Genomic DNA, 19,975 nt, shown 5'->3' on the forward strand with positions numbered 1-19,975 from the left:
TACGCTGTAATTCAATTAGTTAAGATAGAGTGATAGCAACAAGTCAAAAAATTCAATGTAAGGTAATCGATATTATATATTTAACATAAAAATCATACCAAATTTGCATCAAAAGGCACTTTTTGTTGAATTCGCGCAATGTTATGACCTAGCCTTCACGCACAATTTCTTTAAGTTCTTCCGACCACTTTTGAATGGTAATCATGGGATGAATGAAGGGTGTATTAAAATCTTCTGAAATCGAAGTATATCCCTTTTCGTCGACCATTTTGACAATGGCTTGTACCAGATATTCCTCGGAAGAGTCGTAAACCGTATCCTCATTCATTTCGCTTACTTTATGCAGAAATGCCAGCATTTCCGGCTGCATGTTTTTGTCCATCTCCTTGTTGTTATGTGTCAAATAAGAGCCCTTGTGGAATATTTTCCCGAATCCATCGGTGCCGTACTGGCATAATTTTATAGCAAATTGTGTTCTCAAACAAAAATTCCGGCGAGAATGGTCTGTGTAATATATGTTCAGGCGGCTTTTTCCGCATGAGCAAGAAGGAGAATTTGTAACAAAAATTTTAAAAATGAAAAAAGTATCCAATAATACCGTTGTCAAGAAATCAGAACATAGTGACGTCATAGTGTACCCCGGAGAACCCTATCCATTGGGCGCAACGTATGACGGTGAAGGAGTTAATTTCGCATTATATTCCGAGAATGCCACTGGTGTTGAGCTTTGCCTGTTCGAAAGCCAGGAAAGTGAACGGGAGCATATCAAGATTGAAATTCAGGAAGCGTCGCATCATGTGTGGCATGTGTATGTGCCTGGTTTAAAGCCTGGTCAATTATATGGTTACCGTGTCCACGGGCCTTTCGTCCCCACAGCAGGGTTCAGATTTAATCCCAATAAACTTCTTATCGATCCTTATGCAAAGTCCATTTCCGGGACAATCCAATGGCATGATGCGCTTTTCGGCTATGTGATTGGTGATGAAAATGAAGATCTCAGTTTCAGCGAGCTGGATAGCGCTCCTTACATTCCTAAATCGGTGGTGATCGATTCGGGTTTTGACTGGGAGGGCGTACAGCCACCCGAGATTCCTTATCATGATACGATCATTTACGAAACGCACGTAAAAGGGTTTACGGTGTTGAACGAGCAGATTCCTGAGGAAATACGGGGAACGTATGCTGCTATGGGGCATCCGGCCACCATTAAATATCTCAAAGAACTCGGCGTAAACGCAGTTGAGCTGATGCCGGTTCACCATTTTATTGCCGACCGGCATTTGAAAGAGCGCGAACTGACCAACTATTGGGGTTATAATTCCATTGGTTTCTTCGCGCCGGACGTGCGTTACAGCAGTGCAGGAACGCTGGGCGAGCAGGTTGTTGAGTTCAAAAATATGGTGAAGGAATTGCATAAGGCGGGCATTGAAGTGATCCTGGATGTGGTTTATAACCATACAGGAGAAGGTAACCATATGGGGCCGACTTTATCATTCAGGGGCATTGACAATATGTCTTATTACCGGCTTATGGAAGGTCGTTACTATATGGATTACACGGGAACCGGTAACACCCTGAATGCCCGGCTTCCGAGCGTGCTGCGCCTGATCATGGACAGCCTGCGTTACTGGATCACCGAAATGCATGTGGATGGTTTCCGGTTCGACCTTGCTTCTACGCTTGCCAGAGAGTTGCATGAAGTGGACAGGTTGAGCGCATTCTTCGATATTATTCACCAGGATCCTATCATTTCGCAGGTGAAACTTATCGCCGAGCCCTGGGATATTGGTTTCAATGGCTATCAGGTAGGGAAGTTTCCGATCGGATGGGCCGAGTGGAACGGGCAATACCGCGATTGTATGCGCGATTACTGGCGTGGTGCCGATAGTATGCTCGCCGAATTCGCAGAGCGCTTTACAGGAAGTTCGGATTTATACAAAGGAGAATACCGCAGGCCTACGGCGAGCATTAACTTCATCACCGCACACGATGGCTTTACATTGAACGACCTCGTATCGTATAATGATAAACGTAATTTTGCCAATGGTGAAAATAACAATGATGGAGACGATCATAACCGCTCATGGAACTGCGGGGTTGAAGGACCATCGGATGACCCGGAGGTTAATGCATTGAGAAATAAACAAAAACGTAATTTCCTGACAACCCTGTTTTTATCACAAGGTGTTCCTATGCTGGTCGCCGGGGACGAGTGGGGCAGGACGCAGGGCGGGAATAACAATGCTTACTGCCAGGACAATGAGATATCCTGGCTCAACTGGGACAAGGCGGATACCGAATTATTGACATTCTCGCAAAAGCTGATTGCTTTCAGTAAAGCGCACCGTTCGTTCAGAAGACGGGACTGGTTCCGGGGCTTACCGATTAAGGGAAAAGGATTGGAGGATATTGCATGGTTCCTGCCTGATGGAAGCGAGATGCCGGAAGAAAACTGGAACCACGACTACGCCAAATCACTGGCCGTTTTCCTGAATGGTAAGGGGATCCGTCACGTGAATAAAAAGGGCGAACCGATTTATGATGATAGCTTTTATATGATCTTCAATGCGCATTATGAACCCGTTGAATACATGCTGCCTCCAAAAAAATACGGGACGGAATGGCGAAAAGTAATTGATACGAGTGAAGGCACAGTGAACGAAGAAGGCGAACTGTTCGGACCAGATGCGTCGGTGACGGTGGACAGCAGTTCGATCATTGTATTTAAACATGCATTGGAACAACAGAAAATATGATAGATAACGAAAAATTGATACCGGGTGTACGGTTCAACGAATTCGGTGAGGCGCAGGTGGTCGTATGGGCTCCCGAATTAGAAGAAATTGCATTGCTGCTGGAAAACACACAGGAGCAGCGTCCGCTAAAAAAGCAGGAAATGGGTTACTGGCTGCTGAGGACCGATGCGCTGAAACCGGGCGATCTATACCAGTTTGTAGTAAAAGATAAGCCACAGCCGGATCCCGCATCCCTATGGCAGCCTCAGGGCGTTCACGGACCTTCCGCTGCCTACGACGTTCGTAATTTCAAATGGACCGATAAGGACCTCCCGCAACTGGCGCTGAAAGATTACATTATCTATGAGCTCCATACCGGGACTTTTACAGAGGAAGGCACATTTGCAGCAATGGAAAGCAAGCTGGATTATCTGGTTGAACTCGGTATTAATGCGATTGAAATTATGCCTGTTTCGCAATTTGCGGGCGCGCGTAACTGGGGCTATGATGGGGTTCTTCCTTATTGTGTCCAGGATTCTTACGGCGGGCCGGAGGCGTTACAGCATCTTGTAAACGCCTGTCACAAGAAGGGAATCGCGGTTATCTTGGATGTCGTTTACAATCACATCGGCCCGGAAGGCAATGTGCTGCCGCAGTACGGCCCTTATTTTACGGATAAATACAACACACCCTGGGGCGACGCGCTCAATTTTGACTCTCCCTGGTGCGATGGCGTCCGGGAATATTTTGTCGAAAATGTGCTGATGTGGTTCCGGGATTTCCACATCGATGCGTTGCGGATGGATGCGGTTCATGCCATAAAGGACATGAGTCCCGTGCATATCTTGCAGGAAATGAGGACGCATGTCGATGAGCTGGCTCAGCAGACTGGGAAAAGTCATTACCTAATCGTGGAGATGGACCTGAATGACACACGTTACATTAAGCCGATCGCAAATGGCGGTTACGGCATGGACGGACAGTGGATAGATGAATTTCACCATGCATTGCGCGTTTCCTCAGGCCAGCAGCGAAGCGGTTACTACTCTGATTTTGAGCCTATAACATCCCTGGCTAAGTCGTATAAAGATGCCTACGTATATGACGGAGGGTTTTCTGAACATCGCAAGCGTAAGTTCGGTGTGAAGGCGGACGGACATTCCGGAGAGCAATTTGTGGTTTTTTCTCAAAATCACGATCATGTAGGAAACCGGATGCTGGGTGAGCGTACAAGTCAGCTTGTCTCGTTTGAAATGCAGAAATTGCTGGCCGGTGCTGTTTTTGTGAGCCCTTATTTGCCGATGCTTTTCATGGGCGAAGAATACAGCGAGAGCAATCCATTTCAGTATTTTGTGAGCCATACCGATCCTGAACTAGCGGAAGCTGTCAGAAAAGGCAGGAAGCGGGAGTTCGCAGCATTCCATTTGGATGGCGAAGCTCCGGACCCGATGTCTGAGGAAACTTTCAATAACTCCAAACTCCAATGGTCACTGCCGGAAGAAGGTCAGCATAAGACGATGTTGCAGTTTTACAAAGAGCTGATCCGTCTGAGAAAATCACAGCCGGCATTAACCAGCAATGATCGCGAAGCATTGGAGGTTGAGCCCAACACGGTAAATGAAACGATTACCCTGCGTCGCTGGACTTCGGAACAGCAGATTGTCGCTGTCCTGAATTTCTCTAAAACGGTACGCGAAATGTGGTTACCAGAGCAGGGAAGCGGCTGGAAGAAACTGATCGCGTCCTCGGACCAAGTTTGGAATGGATTGGGGAATGTTACCGACCCGCCGGCTGACCGACTGATTATGCTGCCGCCGGAGAGCTTTGCTATTTTTACAGATTCCGTATTTTAATCTTCATCTCATGCGGCGCCACTTCGTCGCCGCCAAAATAGGGAAGGAGCTTATAAGCAATGCCCACGCCGCCTGAACAGTGGCGTGGCATTTTTGTATCCACCCCATGGTAAGAAAATATGTAAGCATTATCCTCCAAAGCTATTTTGAAGCTGTTGGTCTCGTTCAGTTCGGCAGTGCCCAGGTCTTTTACTTCCCGGATGCCATTTGCGTAGGTATATGCATAGATGTGTATGTTGCCCTCCAACCAGTTCCAGCCGAATCTTGCACTGTTGTTTTGATGTTGGGAGCTGCAATCAGAAAATCCATAGAGCTTATTGATGTCAAACTGGTTTTCGGGAATGGCTGTCTGATAAATGCAGGAGCTGTCGAAAACGACCTGAAAACGCATTGAGCTGGCTGTGAAGGGCGTATTAGCATTTTTCTCGACCTCATGGTCACCGGCTTTAATGGTGTAAGTGATAAAATCATCACCGAAGCTAGGCGTGTTGCCAATCCAGTCGCAGGATATGGTGGCAACCAGCAGAATGGCACAAAAAAGGAATGTTCTCATAACAATGTGCTGCATTACCGGCAAAGTTTAACCGATAATCAGCTAATGAACGAATGGTTGAGCTTAAAATTGAATAAAATCCAAAGTGTGTGATCAGTGTTTTGCAATCATGTAAGTATGGAATGTGAGCGGCGCGTCTTTCAATTTCTCCCGAAACTCTTCCACATTGCTGAATTGCAGTTGTGTCATTGTTTTTGATTCAAAATTAATCTGAAAACTATCCACATCAAAAGGCCACGGAGTAACGCTGAGTTCGTTTTCGGCCGGTGACCAGAGCTCATAGTTCTGCTGATCCGGCCCGGCGCTGATCTCTATTTTGCGGCCTTCGGGCGGGACAAGATTTTGGCATAGCAACAAGGAAAATGCATCGCACCATTCGAGGATAGCATAAGCCGTTTTGATCTCTTTCTCATCCAGCTGCGCTTCGTTAAGCCATTTTTGATCCCACTTTTTGAGTTTGGCACAATATGCGATGATCTTTTTGTCGCTTTCTTTTTCGTATAAAAACTGCAAATGCTGCGATGTGAGCAATGCGATGAATCTGCTTTTGGATAACGCCAGTTGCAGGAGCTCTTCACATTTGTCCTCATCAAATTTCCGCATCTTGAAGTTCACAGGCCCGCCATTCTCGTTCAGGAGCGTGTTATCGTTCACAAATTCGTTGAATGCGTCGTCATGCTCCGTTGTGGCAATGATCGTTTCCAGCCACCTTTCCGGCCTTAGGTCCTGTTTCCAGTGAAAGCAGATTTGCCCGGAAAGCAGCCCGTGCGCGCGCTGTGAGATGATCTGCCAGCCATTTTCCTGATAATTAACAATCATATTGTTAGTGAAATTTGAATTGATATATTGCAAAAAAGGCCAGGAACGAATCCTGGCCTACCTTCACAAAACTGCATTTTCACAACGGCTATTGCTGCTGTTTTTGCTGTTTTGAATTGCTATGTTGCTCTTTGTGATTATTTGTAATGTGGTCTCCTTTAACCATTTCCTCTTCCTTATGCCTGCTGTCGATATTGTCTTTATTGTCAGGCTTGCGGTTGCTCTGCGTTTGTTGCATCGATCCCGAATTTTGTGACTGTTTCATGACAATCTTTATTTGGTTATGCACACTACATTTTAAAAATTATGCCAGCGGTGCGGGCTCCTTGTTAAATTCTCTTCGAGTTCCTTCATAAAGTTCGTATTCCAGTAAGCGACAGTCTATTGTGCTGGTATAGAACTCAATTCTGCGCTTGGCTTTCAATCCGATTTTTTTTGCAAGGTCCAGGTTTCCGGTAAATACATATCCGAAATATCCGCCACACTTTTGTTTCATAAAATCGCCAATCCGCGCATATGTTTCTTCCAGCTCTGCTATTTCGCCCAGCCGGTCGCCGTACTCGGGATTGATAAAAAATACACCTTTATTTTCTTTCGGCACTTCTGTATCGGCAAAGTCGCAGCATTCAAATTCTATGAGTTCGGCTACGCCGGCTGCGATGGCATTCTTCTTTGCATTGGCAATGGCCACATTGCTGTAATCTGTTGCAATAATTCGTAAGCCGGGCAGTTCCCTGATCTGCTGTTCCAGCTTGTCTTGCTCAGCGTAATATATTTCCTGGTCGTAGCCAAGCACGTGCATAAATGCGAAGTTATCCCTGAACAGGCCCGGGCGGCTGTTAGTAGCGATCAAAGCAGCTTCAATGGCCAATGTTCCCGACCCGCACATTGGATTAATGAATGTCGAATTTCGGTCCCAGCGGCTGGCAAGAATTGTGGCGGAGGCCAGCGCTTCGAGCATGGGCGCCCTGCCCGGAATTTTCCGGTAACTATGCCGCGCAAGCGAATCGCCCGATGTGTCTATAAAAATTTCAGCAGAATCATTTTTCCAAAATAAGTGGATCACTGTGCCTATCAGGTCCGAACCTGTGGTTGGCCGCGTGCCTTTTTTATCGCGGAAACGGTCTACGATGGCATCCTTAACACGCAGGTTTGCAAACATGCTGTTATTGATGGTCGGGTTCTGAACATTGCTGGTAACGGAAAAATATCCTTCGCCGGCAATGATATCCTCCCAGGGCATTTGCAGCAGAAACCGGTAAACGTCATCGGGATGGTGCGCTGTGAATGAACCCAGACTATACAAAACCTGGCTTGCGCAATAGAGATTAAGGTTTAGCTTAATGCACTCATTGATAGATGCTTTGATCCGTAATCCGGTAACAAATGCTTCCTCGATATCAAATCCAAGGTCCTTAACCTCTTGTTCCAGATAGGGCGCAAGGCGTTTATGACAAGTGATAATAACGCGGGAAGGTGTTGTGAAATATGACATGCGTGAATTTGAGCTTTCGGCGGTCAGCTCTTTTGTTTTATTTTAAAAGAACAAACTTAGTGCTTTCTGTCTTAACCGCCTATATTCCGTTCAGCTCACTTTCTGTAAATGCTTTTTCACGCCCGGTTAACTTCTGGCGCGTTTTTTCAACTTCCTCAGTAGTGATTTTGTCCGCATCATTACGCCATGATTTTCTGATAAAACTCAGCAGCTGGGCAATGTCTTCGCTAGGCATATCCTTGTCGTAGCCAATGCCGGGCATATCGCCGCTTACCTCGGGCGTTTGGTACACGCGGCCATTTACTTTAACAGGACCGGTTAAGCCATAAAGAATGATGGAAATGAGCTTGTCCTTATTCCCCGTAACCCATTCCGACTGGTTCAATGGCGGAGCGAGCGACTTGATCCCAGCGCCATCTGCGCCGTGGCATGTCTGGCAAATGGATGTGAACAATGCTTCGCCTTTGGGAAATTCCTTTTTCAGCATGTCGGGATTCCGGTTGCCGCGCGCGCTCTGGACTGTGCTGATAACCCGTTGCAATTGCTTGTTCAACAGAAAGTCGGGATTGGATAGGGAAGCGGAAATTTCGGATTGGAAACTTTCTTCCTGATCCTGTAAGTTGCTGATAATGGCGTCGCTGACGTAACGGTTGTTTGGATATTTCGCAGCCAGCTTGGTAAGCAGTCCGCGGGCAGCGGTTGTATCGAATGGTTGGATGGTTTTTGCTGCAAGCGCAATGTAAGGGGCTGCTAATGTGTCATTAGCGTCCACCATAGTATTGAATGCCGAAGCAAATTGCTGATAGGAACCGGGCGTCATCAATGCTGGCGAAACGGCAAGGCCTTGCATACGGAACTTCCAGTCAGCCTGTCTAAGCCATGCCAAAGCTTCCTCTGTTTTCAGGGAGTTAAGGCCTTCCAATGTCCATAATGCATGAATAGCAAGCAGCGGATTTGTTGTCTGCTTAATAGCGGCACGCAGGGCAGGAACGGTCTGATTATATTTCCCATCGATCAGCTTCTGTTGTGCGCGGTCTCTTACCCAGCCATTGGCATGGCCCAGCAATTTTACAAGGTCATCGGCGCCCGAGGGAATCATTACCGGTTTAGCCTTTGCGTTTTTTGGGACAATTTTATAAATACGTCCGCTGGAAAGTGGCTGTGTAAGGCTTCGCTTGCCAATCTGGTCTTTCAGATAGGGCGTCAGATAAGTTTTGTGCTGGATGATGCCGCGATACATGTCCAGAATATACATGGCGCCATCCGGTCCATTGTACAGGCTTACCGGGCGAAAACGCTCATCTGTGCTGGCGAGAAATTCTTTGTTTTTGTATGCCTGTTCTCCTTTAACAACATAGCCGTTTTCGCTGAGCACATTCCTTTTAATGAGGTTTGCCGATGGTTCGGGAACGAACGCGTTGAATGCGTAGCTGTCGCCAAACAGGTCGCCGCGGTAAACTACTGGCGCTGCTGCTGCAGTGAAGTTGGTCAGGCGCAGGCTGTCGTCAAGGACATTTTTCATGTAGCCGCGGTTCACGCCGGGTGTAGGATGCAATGGGAAAACGCGGTTATTGGCCACCCATTTTTCATTGTAACCTGCCACATTCTTCTGGTTTTTGTTGGAAGCACCAAGTCCTGCCGGAAAATAGTCGCCGATCAGGTTTTGCGAATTGTTGTTATAATAAAGGCGTCCGTAATTATCCTGGCTGATGCCCCACTGGCCGCGGAAATGCGTATGTTCAATTTCCCATTTGTTGCCGCGCTTGCGGTAACGCTTGTCTGATTTGGCGTTGTAAATCCAGTTGTCCAGCGCCCGGAAAAGCCCGTTAGGCTGGTGCTCAACATTACCGCCTTCGGTGTATTTCGGATCGACTAATGTTCTTTTTCCGACCTTATCATTTTTAATCTCATAAAACCAGAGGCTGGTTGGTTCTGCAACCAGTATGCCATTCTCAATAAGACAGATCGCGCGTGGAAGAACAAGGGAATCGATCACTACTGTGCGGTCGTCATACACGCCGTCTTTGTTTTTGTCGTCCAGAATCACAATGTTCCCGTTCGGAATATCTTCGCCTGTACCGATGGTGTCGGGCATATAACCCGTCATTTCCACGACCCACATTCTGGCCTTGTCGTCGAACTGCATGGCAACGGGCGCACTTACGAGCGGCTCGGCGGCGATCAGTTTTACTTTAAAACCATCTTCCACCTGCATTTTTGCAATGGTCTTTTCGGGTGAAATAAATGGTGCCAATGCTGAAACCTCAGCCTTGGCAGGCACTTCTTTTTCCACTTTCTCGGAAACGACCTGTTGTGAGCCGGTTTGCTTATTGGATTTACAATAAAACAATGTGACCGAAATTGTCAGGAAAAGAATATAGAATCGGGACTTTTTCATTTCAATGAATAACCTCTTTGCAGTAATGGTGAAATTAAATATAGCAGGTTGGAAGAACCAAACAATCAATCTCTTAACGCTTCTTCAACCGGTTTCATATTTTTGGTAAGGAAATGAATGATGAGCCATGCTACCAGATAGGCCAGGCCGCATATAATGAATAAAATATTGTACCCCGCACCAATGTTCCCCGCTGCTTTATAATAGTCCAGTAAAGAACCCACCAGCAATGGAAACAGCGTGGAGCCAATGGACCCGGCCATGCCGCCGATTCCTACGACGGAACTTACCGCGCGCTTTGGGAAAATGTCGGATACAATCGTAAAAATATTTGCGCTCCAAGCCTGGTGCGCTGCTGCTGCAATGCTGATAATGCCCACGGCCACCCAGATATCAGTCGCAAATTGTGCCAGAATGATCGGTAAGACAGCGATTGCAACGACCAGCAATGTCGTTTTCCGCGCCCGCAATGGTGCCCAGCCCATTTTTTTGATCAGATAAGACGAAAGATAACCGCCGCCAATGCTGCCGAATGTTGTTGCCGTATATACGACCGCCAAATGCAAGCTTGGTTTTTTAAGATCCAGTGCGAACGTGGTAGCAAAATAGGAGGGAAGCCAGAAGAGGAAAAACCACCAGATGGGATCGGTGAGCAATTTTCCGCTGATAAAAACCCATGTCTGGGGAAGTTGGACCAACTTAGCCCACTTGATCGGTTTTTGATCCGGTGTAGCAATGTCTTCGCTATCGCTGTGAATGTATTCAAATTCAGGCGTTTTGATTTTCTTATGTCTGGAAGGAATTTCGTAGAACAACCACCAGAATATCAGCCACACGAAACCCAGCGCACCTGTAATTAGAAATGCTTCCTGCCAGCCGTAAGCGCCGAGTAACCAGGGAACCATTATGGGCGCTGCAACGGCGCCGATGCTCGTTCCGGAGTTGAATATACCGGTTGCCAATGCGCGTTCGCGCTTGGGAAACCATTCGGCTGTCGCTTTTACAGCAGCCGGAAAGTTACCGGCTTCCCCAAGGCCTAAAAGTGCCCTAACCGCTCCAAAACCGAATGTGCTTTTGACAAATGCGTGCGCAATGGCAGCAATGCTCCAAATGATGATGGAAATAGAATATCCTAATTTCGAACCGATCCGGTCGATGAAATTTCCAAAAATGATATAACCCAGGGCATAACATCCGGCAAATACCATGACAATATTCGCATAGTCAGTTTCGGTCCAGTTGAACTCCACTTCGAGCGTGGGTTTCAGTAAGCCCAGGATTTGTCTGTCGATGTAATTGATTGTGGTGGCGAAGAATAACAATGCACAAATGACCCAACGGTAATTGCCAATTTTGGATTTTTCCATAGTGAGAGGTAAATCGATTTTTTCGGATTCAGGATGTAAAAACTGTTTGTTCGAAAAGAAGACTGTTTTTTCATCATTCTACCCCTTAAAATCATTGCGCGGCGGCCAATAAAAAAGACTCCCGCCACTAACAAGCTGGCTTGTAGCGACGGGAGAATGTATTTTTCAGAAACTTTATCTCAACATTTAACTAGTTGACAGGATAGTCCTTTTGTGCTTTTTCCAGGTCGGCCTCGTTGGTGAGGTCGAGGCGGAGCGGCGTGATGGAAACAAAATTGTTTTCAATCGCCCAACGGTCCGTTCCTTCCTCTGCTGGCTCCATTGGAATTACCGTAAACCAGTAATGTTTCCGACCCATAGGATCAAGCGCAGGCACGATCTGGTTGTCGTATAGCCTTACCGACTGCCTTGTCCAGCGCACACCTTGCGGATCATGCGGGAAGTTGACATTTACCAGGTTCAAATGTTCATTTTGAAATAAAAGGGCCAGTGCTTTCTCAACAAAAGGATCTAATGCGTCGAAATCAGGCTCCTTATCGGTTGGCGTGCTAAGGGCAATTCCCTTCATGCCGAATAATACGGCCTGTTTGGCGGCGGCGAGCGTTCCGGAATGCCACATGGCGTTTCCCAGGTTTGGCCCCATGTTGATGCCCGAAAGCACCACATCCGGCTTGTCCCATAAGTGCTGGCCCAGCGCCACACAGTCTGCGGGCGTGCCGTTTACGCGCCAGGCATCGATGCCGTCAAATTCGATCGGGGATTTTTTGTAAGAAAGTGGCCGGGAAGCTGTAATCGCGTGGCCCATAGATGATTGTTCCACATCGGGGGCTACCACTTTAACTTCTCCAAACCGCGCCGCAATTTTTGCCAGGGCAGCGAGTCCGGGACTGTATATTCCATCGTCGTTTGTCACCAGGATTTTCATAATGATATCTTTTTTAGGGTTCAGGGTAATAAAATTATGCCTGGTATGTTTTTTATGCCTGGTACGTTATCCTAAATACTTTCTATGAAAAACGCAAACCTTTTGCATAACCCCACAGCCGGGGATAATGATTTTTCCGAAAAGCAACTAGTGAAACAGATTGAGGCGGAAGGTTTTAATTGCGAATATTCCTCTGTAAAAGAGGAAGGCTGGGACCAGTTCAAAACAGAAACAGATTTTCTTATCATTGCAGGCGGCGACGGGACTGTAAGGCGCGTTGCCAAAGCGCTTATGGCCCGGAAGCGGCTGGACAAGCAATATCCGCTTGCCCTGTTGCCGCATGGAACGGCCAATAACATTGCTACGGCTTTGCAAATCAGCGGCAAACCCAAAGAAATTGCCAAACGCTGGCACGAAGTGCATTTGCAGCCCTTTGACATTGGTAAAGTGTACGGCTTAAAGGACGACCGTTTTTTCCTGGAAGGCTTTGGCTACGGCGTATTCCCGCGCCTGATGAAAGTGATGGAGAAAATAGAAGATGAGATCGGTGATACGGTGGAGGAAAAGCTGAAAGCGGCACTGGCGGTTCTCTACGATGTCGTGCTGAACTACGATGCAAAGGAATGCAGGGTGGAAGCAGATGGCGTTTCATACTCGGGTAAATACCTGATGGTGGAAGTCATGAACATCAGGTCTATCGGCCCCAATCTGGTACTGGCTCCTGCGGCAGATCCGGGAGACGGAGAGCTGGAAATCGTCATGATCCCGGAAACGCAAAGGAAGAAGTTGGAAACATACATTCTGGCGCTGATCAATGGCGAGGATAAGGAGTTTGACTTCACGACTGTCAGGGCAAAGAATATTACGCTGCGCTGGGAAGGTAAGGATATGCATATTGATGATGAGCGCATCAAGCTCGAAAACCCGGCTGAGGTCCGCATTGAAATTCAACCTAACATGTTGCAGTTTCTGATAACAAAACGCACAGACCAATAACTTTTGGTTATGGTGGATAAGCAAAGGTGATTGGCATTGCATGCGGTGAGGAGGTAATTTTGGGACATTAAATTATTCCAAAGTTCAATCTCATCACGTTCATGATTACCACAGATATTTGCATTATAGGCGCCGGCCCTGTCGGTTTGTTCGCAGTTTTTGAAGCGGGTTTGCTGAAAATGCGCTGCCACTTAATTGATGCGCTTCCCGTAGTAGGAGGCCAGCTTGCCGAAATTTACCCTCAAAAACCTATTTACGATATTCCCGGTGCGCCGGGCATTATCGCCGAAGATCTTGTTAAAAACCTGATGTTGCAGATCGAGGAGTTCAAGCCTGGGTTCACATTGGGCGAGCGCGTGGAAGCGCTCGAAAAGCAGGAAGATGAAAGTTACATTGTCCGTACGAATGAGGGAACTGCTGTGCATTGCAAAGTTGTGGTGATTGCAGCTGGCCTCGGAAGCTTTGAGCCCAGAAAACCAGCCGTTGAAAAACTGGAATATTTCGAAGGCAAAGGCGTGCACTATATGGTCAAAAAACCTGAACAGTTCCGCAACCAGAATGTGGTGCTGGCGGGTGGCGGCGACTCTGCACTGGACTGGACCATTTTCCTTGCCGACATTGCTTCACGCGTAACACTGGTTCACAGGGGAGACACATTCCGGGGCGCGCCGGATTCAGCCGAAAAGGTTTTTGAGCTTGCCGAAAAAGGAAAGATCGACTTAATCCTGCAATCCCAGGTAAGCAGCCTGGGCGGAAATGGTGTTTTGAAAGAAATTTCGATTACAGGCAATGATAAGAACGTAACCACCATTCCCACCGACCATTTTATCCCGCTTTTTGGATTAAGCCCCAAGCTCGGCCCGATTGCCGACTGGAATTTGGGGGTTGAAAAATCGGCCGTTATAGTCGACACACTGGATTACTCCACCAACGTCCCGCGTATATATGCCATAGGCGACATTAACACTTATCCGGGCAAATTAAAACTGATTCTCTGCGGTTTCCACGAGGCGGCCACTATGATGCAGAGCGCATTTAAATATGTGTATCCGGATCAGAAATTAAGTTTTAAATACACAACTGTCAACGGAGTTAACGCTTTTTAGCCATGATAAATATTCAAGTAGAAGATAACAACGGAGACCGTCAGGAGCTGGAAGTGCCTGTGGATATGGGGCTAAACCTGATGGAAATGCTTAAAGCATATGAATACGACATTCAGGCGACGTGCGGCGGAATGGGACTGTGTGCAACCTGCCACATTGCCGTGCTGGAAGGAGGAGAAGGTTTGCCCGAACTGAACGACAATGAACTGGAAACGCTGGACACCTTGCCGGACGCCGAATCAAACAGCCGCCTGGCCTGCCAGCTCCGCTGCAATGATCAGATGAACGGCCTGGTGATCCGGTTGAAAGCCTTGCAAGAAGCGTAATTTAAGGTTATAGAATTTTGGAATATAGTGCATAAACCTTCGCCTTCATAAAGCGGAGGTTTTTAGTTTGAAGTGTATTTATATCCTAGACTTGATCAGCGGCACAACCTTATCAACCCAAAGCTGGTGCATTTTGCCCGAATAGTGAAGGTTATCACGCGCCAGCAGGGTAGGGTCCTTTAATGCTTGCCTGGAAATGGGGGTTATATCAATGAAAATGACTTTCAACTTATCACACTCTTCTTTTGCAACCAGATTGAACGCATCAATTTCTTTGGTAATGTTCGCACGGTCACTTTCTCCGTAGGGCGTTGTGCCCCAATCCGGAATCGACAACACAAAAACGTGGTCCACTTTGCCGCTGGCTAGCGCGATGCTTTTGGTTAGCAAAGTGCGGAATTCGGTTCTGTATTCGTCAATGCTTTTGCCCTGAAACTGGTTATTAACGCCAATCATGAGCGACACCAGATCATAACCCGTCGCGGGTTTGGCATTATCAACTGAAAAAATAAGGTCCCGCGTCGTCCAGCCTGTGGTGGCAATAATGTCCGGTGAACGAAACTGAATTCCATTCTCTTTCAAGCTTTTAACCAATAGAACCGGCCAGCGCTCGGCTTCCGTAACGCTCTGCCCGATCGTATAGGAATCGCCTAAGGCAAGCATTTTTGCACCAGGTTCGGTGCTGCCCGGATTATATGCATTACCGGAATCCGCTTTTTTGCTGGAACCGGTAAGCAGCGCGGTGTATAAAAATAATATTTGAAGAAGCTTCATCTCGATTGTTTGTTTACAGGAGTGCTTTGCGGTGGTTCCAATTCAAAAAAATCACCATTAAATGTATGTTTTTTGCCCGTGCCATCGGTCATTTTGGTACTTTTGAACGTATTTAATCTCGTTGAAGCCGCTTATGACCATTTCAGAACGGTGATTCGGGCGATTTAATTTTAGCAGATAATGACTTATTGTTTAGGGATAAAAGTAAAAGAAGGGCTTGTGGCATTGGCCGACACCCGCATTACAGCTGGCACCAATACGACTGTAAAAAAGAAGATGTATGTAACGCAAAAGGATAATTATTCGCTTTTTATCATGACCAGCGGACTGCGTTCCGTGCGGGATAAGGCGGTGCATTATTTCGAAGAGCTGATTAGCGAAGGCGTTGTATATAATAAGCTTTACAAAGCTGTGAATGCGTTCGGAGAGCAGATTAAGCGTGTTGCAGAAGAGGATAGGGCGTCGCTGGAACGTGCAGGATTGAAATTCAACCTGAACACCATCGTTGGTGGACAATTGAAGGACGATATGGATCACAAACTGTTCCTGCTTTATTCCGAAGGGAACTGGGTGGAACTCGACGAAGGTTCACCCTATGTGATCATCGGAAACTCCGGCCAGGGAAAAGCCATCCTGAACCGCGTGTTGAACGGCGAATCCACAATGAAGCAGGCCTTGAAAGCTGGTTTCCTGTCGTTTGACTCGACGCGCGTTAGTAATAATGATGTCGATTTTCCCATTGACGTGGTCCTTTACAAAAAGGACAGCTTCAAAATTGTTGAACATCGTTATGAAAAGAAAGATCTGGAACAGATTTCAGACATCTGGGCCGATAAGCTGAAACAAGCGCTCGACGACATTCCCGAAGAATGGATGGATCAGAGTTTCGAGAAAATAGTATAAACAACAAAGGCTGCCCATTTGAGCAGCCTTTGTTGTTTATAAAGTCATTGTGAATTTCTAGACGGGATATTTGTAAACCCGGACATTAGGTAGGCCTCACATTCTTTCCTTGCCGCTTGGCGATTGAAAGCAGTAATGCGGGCAGCAGAATAAGGTTTGTACACATGGCAACCAGCAGGGTAATGGAAACCATCACACCCATCGCCGCCGTTCCTCCGAAGCTTGATGCTGCGAAAATAGAAAATCCGCAGAACAAGATCACCGCCGTGTAAATCATGCTAAGCCCGGTTCCGAAAAGGGATTGCGTTACAGCCTGTGAAGGCGTAAGGCCGTTCTTGTGCAACTCCTCGCGATATCGTGTGAGGAAATAGACAGTTCCGTCCGACGCAATGCCGAATGTAATGCTGAAAATCAAAATAGTGGTCGGCTTGAAATAAATGCCAAAATAACCCATAATCCCGGCTGTAAGGGCCAATGGGATCAAGCAAGGCAGCTTGGAAAGCAAAATGATCGGGATGGACCTGAAAAGCACCATGCCGACAATGGCGATCAGAACAATCGCGATCAGCAAGCTTTCATACAGATTACTAAGCAGATAATCATTGCTTTTAAGGAAAACAAGGCTATGACCTGTTAGGCTCACTTTGTATTTTTCAGGACTAAATATGGAATCCACTTTGGGGCGGATTTTTTGCATAAGCTCCTTAATGCGCTCAGAACCAACGTCGGCCATTTGAAAACTGACACGTGTAACGCTTTTGTCTTTGCTCAAAAATGCATTCAACTGCTTCGCCGCACCCTGCTGGTCCTGCACGTAACCAGTTAGCTTATTCAGTTCTAAAACGCCTGGTAATGCATAATATTTAGCATTGCCGCCCCGGTAAGACTGGTATAAAAACCTTGAAGCTTCCACCACCGAAAGCGGTTTGGAAAACTCAGGGAACTTGGCCATCTCATTCTGGAAAGCCTTTATTTTATAGAGCACTTCGGCCTGGTCAGCGAAAATCCCGTTTGGCTGTTTGGTATCGATCATCACCTCAAACGGCAGTACACCATTGAAGTTTTTCTCAAAGAATCTCAAATCCGTGTAAACGACATCTTTCTTGGGAAGATCGTCAACAACGTAACCGATGGTCTTTATTTTGGTCATTCCAAAAGCCGAGATGATGATCAGCAAAACCATCGCCATATAAATTTCCTTACGGCGATTGTGCACCAGGTAATCGATTTTTCGAAGGAAACCGGAGGCCCATCTACCATCGAGATGTTTCAGATGGCGCGCTTTTGGAACGCTCATATAATGCAATGTGATCGGCAAAAGTAGCAGGCAGAGCACATAAGTAGCCATCACACTGATCGCCGCCACAACGCCGAATTCGACAAGTAAAATGCTGTTTGTAAAGTAAAATACGCCAAATCCAATCGCGGTGGTCATGTTGGCCAGGAAGGTCGACAAGCCGATCTGCCGGATCATTTCAAGCAAAGCTTCGTCCTTATTATTATGCGATCGGAGCTCTGCCTGGTATTTATTGATTAAAAAGACGCAGTTAGGAACACCAATTACGATCAAAAGCGGAGGAAGAAGGCCGGTAAGTGCAGTGATTTTGTAATTAAAAAGATGCAAAATCCCGACAGAAAACACAACGCCGATCAGCACCACAACAATGGATAACAATGTTAGTCTGAGCGACCTGAAAAACGCCCAAAGGATCAGTAATGTCACAAAAACTGCCAGTCCCATGAATAGCTCCATTTCGCCGGAGATCTTTTTCATGTTTACTGTGCGGATATAAGGCATCCCGGAATAATGCAGATCCGCCTGATATTTCGTCCCGAATTCTTCGGCCATTGCTTCAATGTCGCTGACAATAGTAAGCCTGCGCTTTGAATTCAGTTCTTTGTCGTTGAATGTTACAACGATGAGCGTTGCATTGGTTTTACTATTGAGGACCAGTCCCTCGTAAATCGGCAGGTTGGCAATTTCTTTCTGAATGCTGTCCGCCTCGGCCTGCGTGGATGGAATTTGCTTGATAACCGGCGCTACGTCAAACTTTCGGAGGCTGTCATTGCGGTTGATCTTATAGACATTTGCAAGTGAAAGCACATTTTTAATGCCCTCGGTGTTCTTAATGCGCTGGGTAAGCTTGCACCAGTCGCGAAATTTATTGATCTCAAAAAGCTGCGGATCCTGCCAGCCGATCACCATCACGCTGCCATCTTCTCCGAAGAGTTTCCTGAAATCCTGATATTCTTTTTCAACCGGATCGTTGGAAGGCAATATTCGTGCAAAATTGTAAGAGAGTTCGATCTTGCTGGCCTGATATGCCATGAAAACCGTTGAAACAAATACCAGTGCAACCCACAAAAGCCGGTAGCGGATAATGTAAGTTGCTATTTTATTCCACATAATAAATTAGTCAGTTCCACAAAAAGGTGCAAATATACGGACAGGGAAGCGAAAGTGAGACTTTTCACGAGATATATCCGGCTTTGAAGATGTTTACAAAAGACGATCCAATTGACATTTAGAGACTTTGCAAACCGGCAATTTTTTCGAGATGATGGTAACCAATGCCAAAATACTGCTTGGCCTCCTGAATCTTTTTAAGTATTCCCGGCTGATCAGCCATGTTGCGCTTGTCTTTTGTTCCAACAATCATGACGTTTTTCGGTGTGTGGGCGTCAGAAATGAATTCAAAAACTTTGGTTTTATATCCGAAGTATTCCAGGATCATTGCCCGGATCCCGTCCGTAACCATCTCAGCCTGCCGTTCGAGGAATATCCCGTATCGGGTAAGAAACTGAACATCGTTCCCGGTTTTGCTTTTTTCCATTTCCCGGCGGATCTGTTTGTGACAACAAGGCGCCACGACGATCAGGTCTGCGCCGGCGGAAATGCCTTTGAAGATGGCATCGTCCGTGGCTGTGTCACATGCATGAAGCGCAATGAGAAGATTGACGTTCTTGCTGTCAAAATTTTCAATTGTCCCTTCCTCAAAATGCAGATTTTCAAAGTTTGAATGCTGCGCGATCTCGTTGCATAATGCCACAAGGTCCTGCCGGAATTCCACACCCGTAACATGCGCGTCGACATGCAGGACGTTTTTCAGATAATCGTAGAGGGCGAATGTGAGATAACCCTTTCCTGAGCCCATATCGGCCACATTAAGCTGCTTATCGGTAGGTATTTCTTTAATCAGCGCGCTTAAAATTTCAATGTAATGATTGATCTGCCGAAATTTATCCTGCGCCTTTTTGAAGACATTCCCGTCTTTGTCGGTAATGTTCAGCTCATGCAAATAGCTTTTATTCTCGCTGCTGATCAGCCTGCTTTTGCTGTGATCGTGTTCTGGAAGAGGCACTTCTTTTGTATCGGTAACCTTCTTTTTAAGGGTAATTTTGTTGTTTTTCAGAATCTCGAATTGCAATTCTTCTGCTTCGGTGAAGAGTGTGCCAACGTGGAAGTCCTTTGCAATAAGCTCTTCAAAAAGTGTTCTGGTTTCGTCCAGACTGTAATTTTTGACAATGTCCCTTGTCTTATATCGGTAAGTAAAACTGAACTTCTCTTCTTTTTTAATCAGAACCCTTCTCACATAAATGTTTTTCAGGTTCTCCTCAGATCCCTTATAATTCCCGAGGGAGAGCTTTATAAAGGAATTGTTTGAAATACTCTGTTCAAATGCGTTAATAAATTCTTCTACTCTTGGCAAAATATTCATAGATAA

General features: G+C 46.5%; 17 protein-coding genes. 6 read left to right on the forward strand and 11 right to left on the reverse strand.

Features of this window, described 5'->3' with window-relative positions:
* Positions 1-148 precede the first annotated feature (148 nt).
* Positions 149-382: a hypothetical protein gene (locus tag NFI80_RS05085; protein ID WP_235164670.1), complete on the reverse strand. Its 234-nt coding sequence runs from the start codon at positions 380-382 to the stop codon at positions 149-151.
* Between the two features lie 193 nt (positions 383-575).
* Between NFI80_RS05085 and glgX the strand changes: the two genes are divergently transcribed.
* On the forward strand, positions 576-2,756 hold the full coding sequence (gene glgX / locus NFI80_RS05090) for a glycogen debranching protein GlgX (protein WP_235164669.1): 2,181 nt from the start codon (positions 576-578) through the stop codon (positions 2,754-2,756).
* Positions 2,753-4,588: a malto-oligosyltrehalose trehalohydrolase gene (gene treZ / locus NFI80_RS05095; RefSeq protein ID WP_235164668.1), complete on the forward strand. Its 1,836-nt coding sequence runs from the start codon at positions 2,753-2,755 to the stop codon at positions 4,586-4,588. Before glgX ends, treZ begins: the two co-directional genes overlap by 4 nt.
* Here the strand turns inward: treZ and NFI80_RS05100 are convergent.
* From NFI80_RS05100 to surE, 7 genes are all read right to left on the reverse strand, one after another.
* Positions 4,569-5,156 carry a hypothetical protein gene (locus tag NFI80_RS05100; RefSeq protein ID WP_235164667.1) on the reverse strand — a complete coding sequence of 196 codons (588 nt, stop codon included), beginning with the start codon at positions 5,154-5,156 and terminating at the stop codon, positions 4,569-4,571. The two genes, treZ and NFI80_RS05100, sit on opposite strands and share 20 nt — an antisense overlap.
* Positions 5,157-5,234: 78 nt before the next feature.
* Complete coding sequence (locus NFI80_RS05105; RefSeq protein ID WP_235164666.1) at positions 5,235-5,960, reverse strand: DUF3891 family protein; 726 nt, start codon at positions 5,958-5,960, stop codon at positions 5,235-5,237.
* A gap of 88 nt (positions 5,961-6,048) precedes the next feature.
* Positions 6,049-6,225, reverse strand: a complete 177-nt coding sequence (locus NFI80_RS05110) for a hypothetical protein (protein ID WP_235160749.1) — start codon at positions 6,223-6,225, stop codon at positions 6,049-6,051.
* A 39-nt stretch (positions 6,226-6,264) separates the two neighbouring features.
* Positions 6,265-7,455: a THUMP domain-containing class I SAM-dependent RNA methyltransferase gene (locus NFI80_RS05115; RefSeq protein WP_235164665.1), complete on the reverse strand. Its 1,191-nt coding sequence runs from the start codon at positions 7,453-7,455 to the stop codon at positions 6,265-6,267.
* Positions 7,456-7,534: 79 nt separating this feature from the next.
* The gene (locus NFI80_RS05120) at positions 7,535-9,853 is read right to left on the reverse strand and encodes a DUF7133 domain-containing protein (RefSeq protein WP_235164664.1); all 2,319 of its coding nucleotides are present in this window, start codon (positions 9,851-9,853) and stop codon (positions 7,535-7,537) included.
* Positions 9,854-9,918: 65 nt separating this feature from the next.
* The gene (locus NFI80_RS05125; RefSeq protein WP_233798081.1) at positions 9,919-11,220 is read right to left on the reverse strand and encodes an MFS transporter; all 1,302 of its coding nucleotides are present in this window, start codon (positions 11,218-11,220) and stop codon (positions 9,919-9,921) included.
* A gap of 190 nt (positions 11,221-11,410) precedes the next feature.
* Positions 11,411-12,145, reverse strand: a complete 735-nt coding sequence (gene surE / locus NFI80_RS05130) for a 5'/3'-nucleotidase SurE (RefSeq protein ID WP_233798082.1) — start codon at positions 12,143-12,145, stop codon at positions 11,411-11,413.
* An 84-nt stretch (positions 12,146-12,229) separates the two neighbouring features.
* Here surE and NFI80_RS05135 point away from each other — a divergent pair, with 84 nt between their 5' ends.
* The 3 genes from NFI80_RS05135 to NFI80_RS05145 all read left to right on the forward strand — a co-directional run bounded on the left by NFI80_RS05135 (position 12,230) and on the right by NFI80_RS05145 (position 14,573).
* Positions 12,230-13,141 carry a diacylglycerol/lipid kinase family protein gene (locus NFI80_RS05135; protein WP_235164663.1) on the forward strand — a complete coding sequence of 304 codons (912 nt, stop codon included), beginning with the start codon at positions 12,230-12,232 and terminating at the stop codon, positions 13,139-13,141.
* A gap of 101 nt (positions 13,142-13,242) precedes the next feature.
* On the forward strand, positions 13,243-14,247 hold the full coding sequence (locus NFI80_RS05140) for an NAD(P)/FAD-dependent oxidoreductase (RefSeq protein ID WP_235164662.1): 1,005 nt from the start codon (positions 13,243-13,245) through the stop codon (positions 14,245-14,247).
* Between the two features lie 2 nt (positions 14,248-14,249).
* On the forward strand, positions 14,250-14,573 hold the full coding sequence (locus NFI80_RS05145) for a 2Fe-2S iron-sulfur cluster-binding protein (protein WP_026632900.1): 324 nt from the start codon (positions 14,250-14,252) through the stop codon (positions 14,571-14,573).
* A 78-nt stretch (positions 14,574-14,651) separates the two neighbouring features.
* Here NFI80_RS05145 and NFI80_RS05150 read toward each other — a convergent pair whose 3' ends face one another.
* Positions 14,652-15,347, reverse strand: a complete 696-nt coding sequence (locus tag NFI80_RS05150; RefSeq protein WP_235164661.1) for an SGNH/GDSL hydrolase family protein — start codon at positions 15,345-15,347, stop codon at positions 14,652-14,654.
* A 180-nt stretch (positions 15,348-15,527) separates the two neighbouring features.
* On the opposite strand from NFI80_RS05150, the gene NFI80_RS05155 reads away from it, so the two are divergent.
* Positions 15,528-16,250, forward strand: a complete 723-nt coding sequence (locus tag NFI80_RS05155) for a proteasome-type protease (protein WP_235164660.1) — start codon at positions 15,528-15,530, stop codon at positions 16,248-16,250.
* Between the two features lie 85 nt (positions 16,251-16,335).
* Here the strand turns inward: NFI80_RS05155 and NFI80_RS05160 are convergent, their stop codons facing one another.
* Positions 16,336-18,657: an efflux RND transporter permease subunit gene (locus NFI80_RS05160; RefSeq protein ID WP_235164659.1), complete on the reverse strand. Its 2,322-nt coding sequence runs from the start codon at positions 18,655-18,657 to the stop codon at positions 16,336-16,338.
* 118 nt (positions 18,658-18,775) lie between these two features.
* Positions 18,776-19,969, reverse strand: a complete 1,194-nt coding sequence (locus NFI80_RS05165; RefSeq protein WP_235164658.1) for a class I SAM-dependent methyltransferase — start codon at positions 19,967-19,969, stop codon at positions 18,776-18,778.
* Positions 19,970-19,975 lie beyond the last annotated feature (6 nt).

Origin of the sequence: Dyadobacter chenhuakuii, from assembly GCF_023821985.2 — a bacterium.
In the GTDB taxonomy this organism is placed as follows: Bacteria; Bacteroidota; Bacteroidia; order Cytophagales; family Spirosomataceae; genus Dyadobacter; species Dyadobacter chenhuakuii.

Excerpts from the sequence above, each read along its gene's own strand:
- NFI80_RS05085 (WP_235164670.1), bottom strand. The coding sequence starts at position 382 with ATGGACAAAAACATGCAGCCGGAAATGCTGGCATTTCTGCATAAAGTA.
- glgX (WP_235164669.1), top strand. The coding sequence starts at position 576 with ATGAAAAAAGTATCCAATAATACCGTTGTCAAGAAATCAGAACATAGT.
- treZ (WP_235164668.1), top strand. The coding sequence starts at position 2,753 with ATGATAGATAACGAAAAATTGATACCGGGTGTACGGTTCAACGAATTC.
- NFI80_RS05100 (WP_235164667.1), bottom strand. The coding sequence starts at position 5,156 with ATGCAGCACATTGTTATGAGAACATTCCTTTTTTGTGCCATTCTGCTG.
- NFI80_RS05105 (WP_235164666.1), bottom strand. The coding sequence starts at position 5,960 with ATGATTGTTAATTATCAGGAAAATGGCTGGCAGATCATCTCACAGCGC.
- NFI80_RS05110 (WP_235160749.1), bottom strand. The coding sequence starts at position 6,225 with ATGAAACAGTCACAAAATTCGGGATCGATGCAACAAACGCAGAGCAAC.
- NFI80_RS05115 (WP_235164665.1), bottom strand. The coding sequence starts at position 7,455 with ATGTCATATTTCACAACACCTTCCCGCGTTATTATCACTTGTCATAAA.
- NFI80_RS05120 (WP_235164664.1), bottom strand. The coding sequence starts at position 9,853 with ATGAAAAAGTCCCGATTCTATATTCTTTTCCTGACAATTTCGGTCACA.
- NFI80_RS05125 (WP_233798081.1), bottom strand. The coding sequence starts at position 11,220 with ATGGAAAAATCCAAAATTGGCAATTACCGTTGGGTCATTTGTGCATTG.
- surE (WP_233798082.1), bottom strand. The coding sequence starts at position 12,145 with ATGAAAATCCTGGTGACAAACGACGATGGAATATACAGTCCCGGACTC.
- NFI80_RS05135 (WP_235164663.1), top strand. The coding sequence starts at position 12,230 with ATGAAAAACGCAAACCTTTTGCATAACCCCACAGCCGGGGATAATGAT.
- NFI80_RS05140 (WP_235164662.1), top strand. The coding sequence starts at position 13,243 with ATGATTACCACAGATATTTGCATTATAGGCGCCGGCCCTGTCGGTTTG.
- NFI80_RS05145 (WP_026632900.1), top strand. The coding sequence starts at position 14,250 with ATGATAAATATTCAAGTAGAAGATAACAACGGAGACCGTCAGGAGCTG.
- NFI80_RS05150 (WP_235164661.1), bottom strand. The coding sequence starts at position 15,347 with ATGAAGCTTCTTCAAATATTATTTTTATACACCGCGCTGCTTACCGGT.
- NFI80_RS05155 (WP_235164660.1), top strand. The coding sequence starts at position 15,528 with ATGACTTATTGTTTAGGGATAAAAGTAAAAGAAGGGCTTGTGGCATTG.
- NFI80_RS05160 (WP_235164659.1), bottom strand. The coding sequence starts at position 18,657 with ATGTGGAATAAAATAGCAACTTACATTATCCGCTACCGGCTTTTGTGG.
- NFI80_RS05165 (WP_235164658.1), bottom strand. The coding sequence starts at position 19,969 with ATGAATATTTTGCCAAGAGTAGAAGAATTTATTAACGCATTTGAACAG.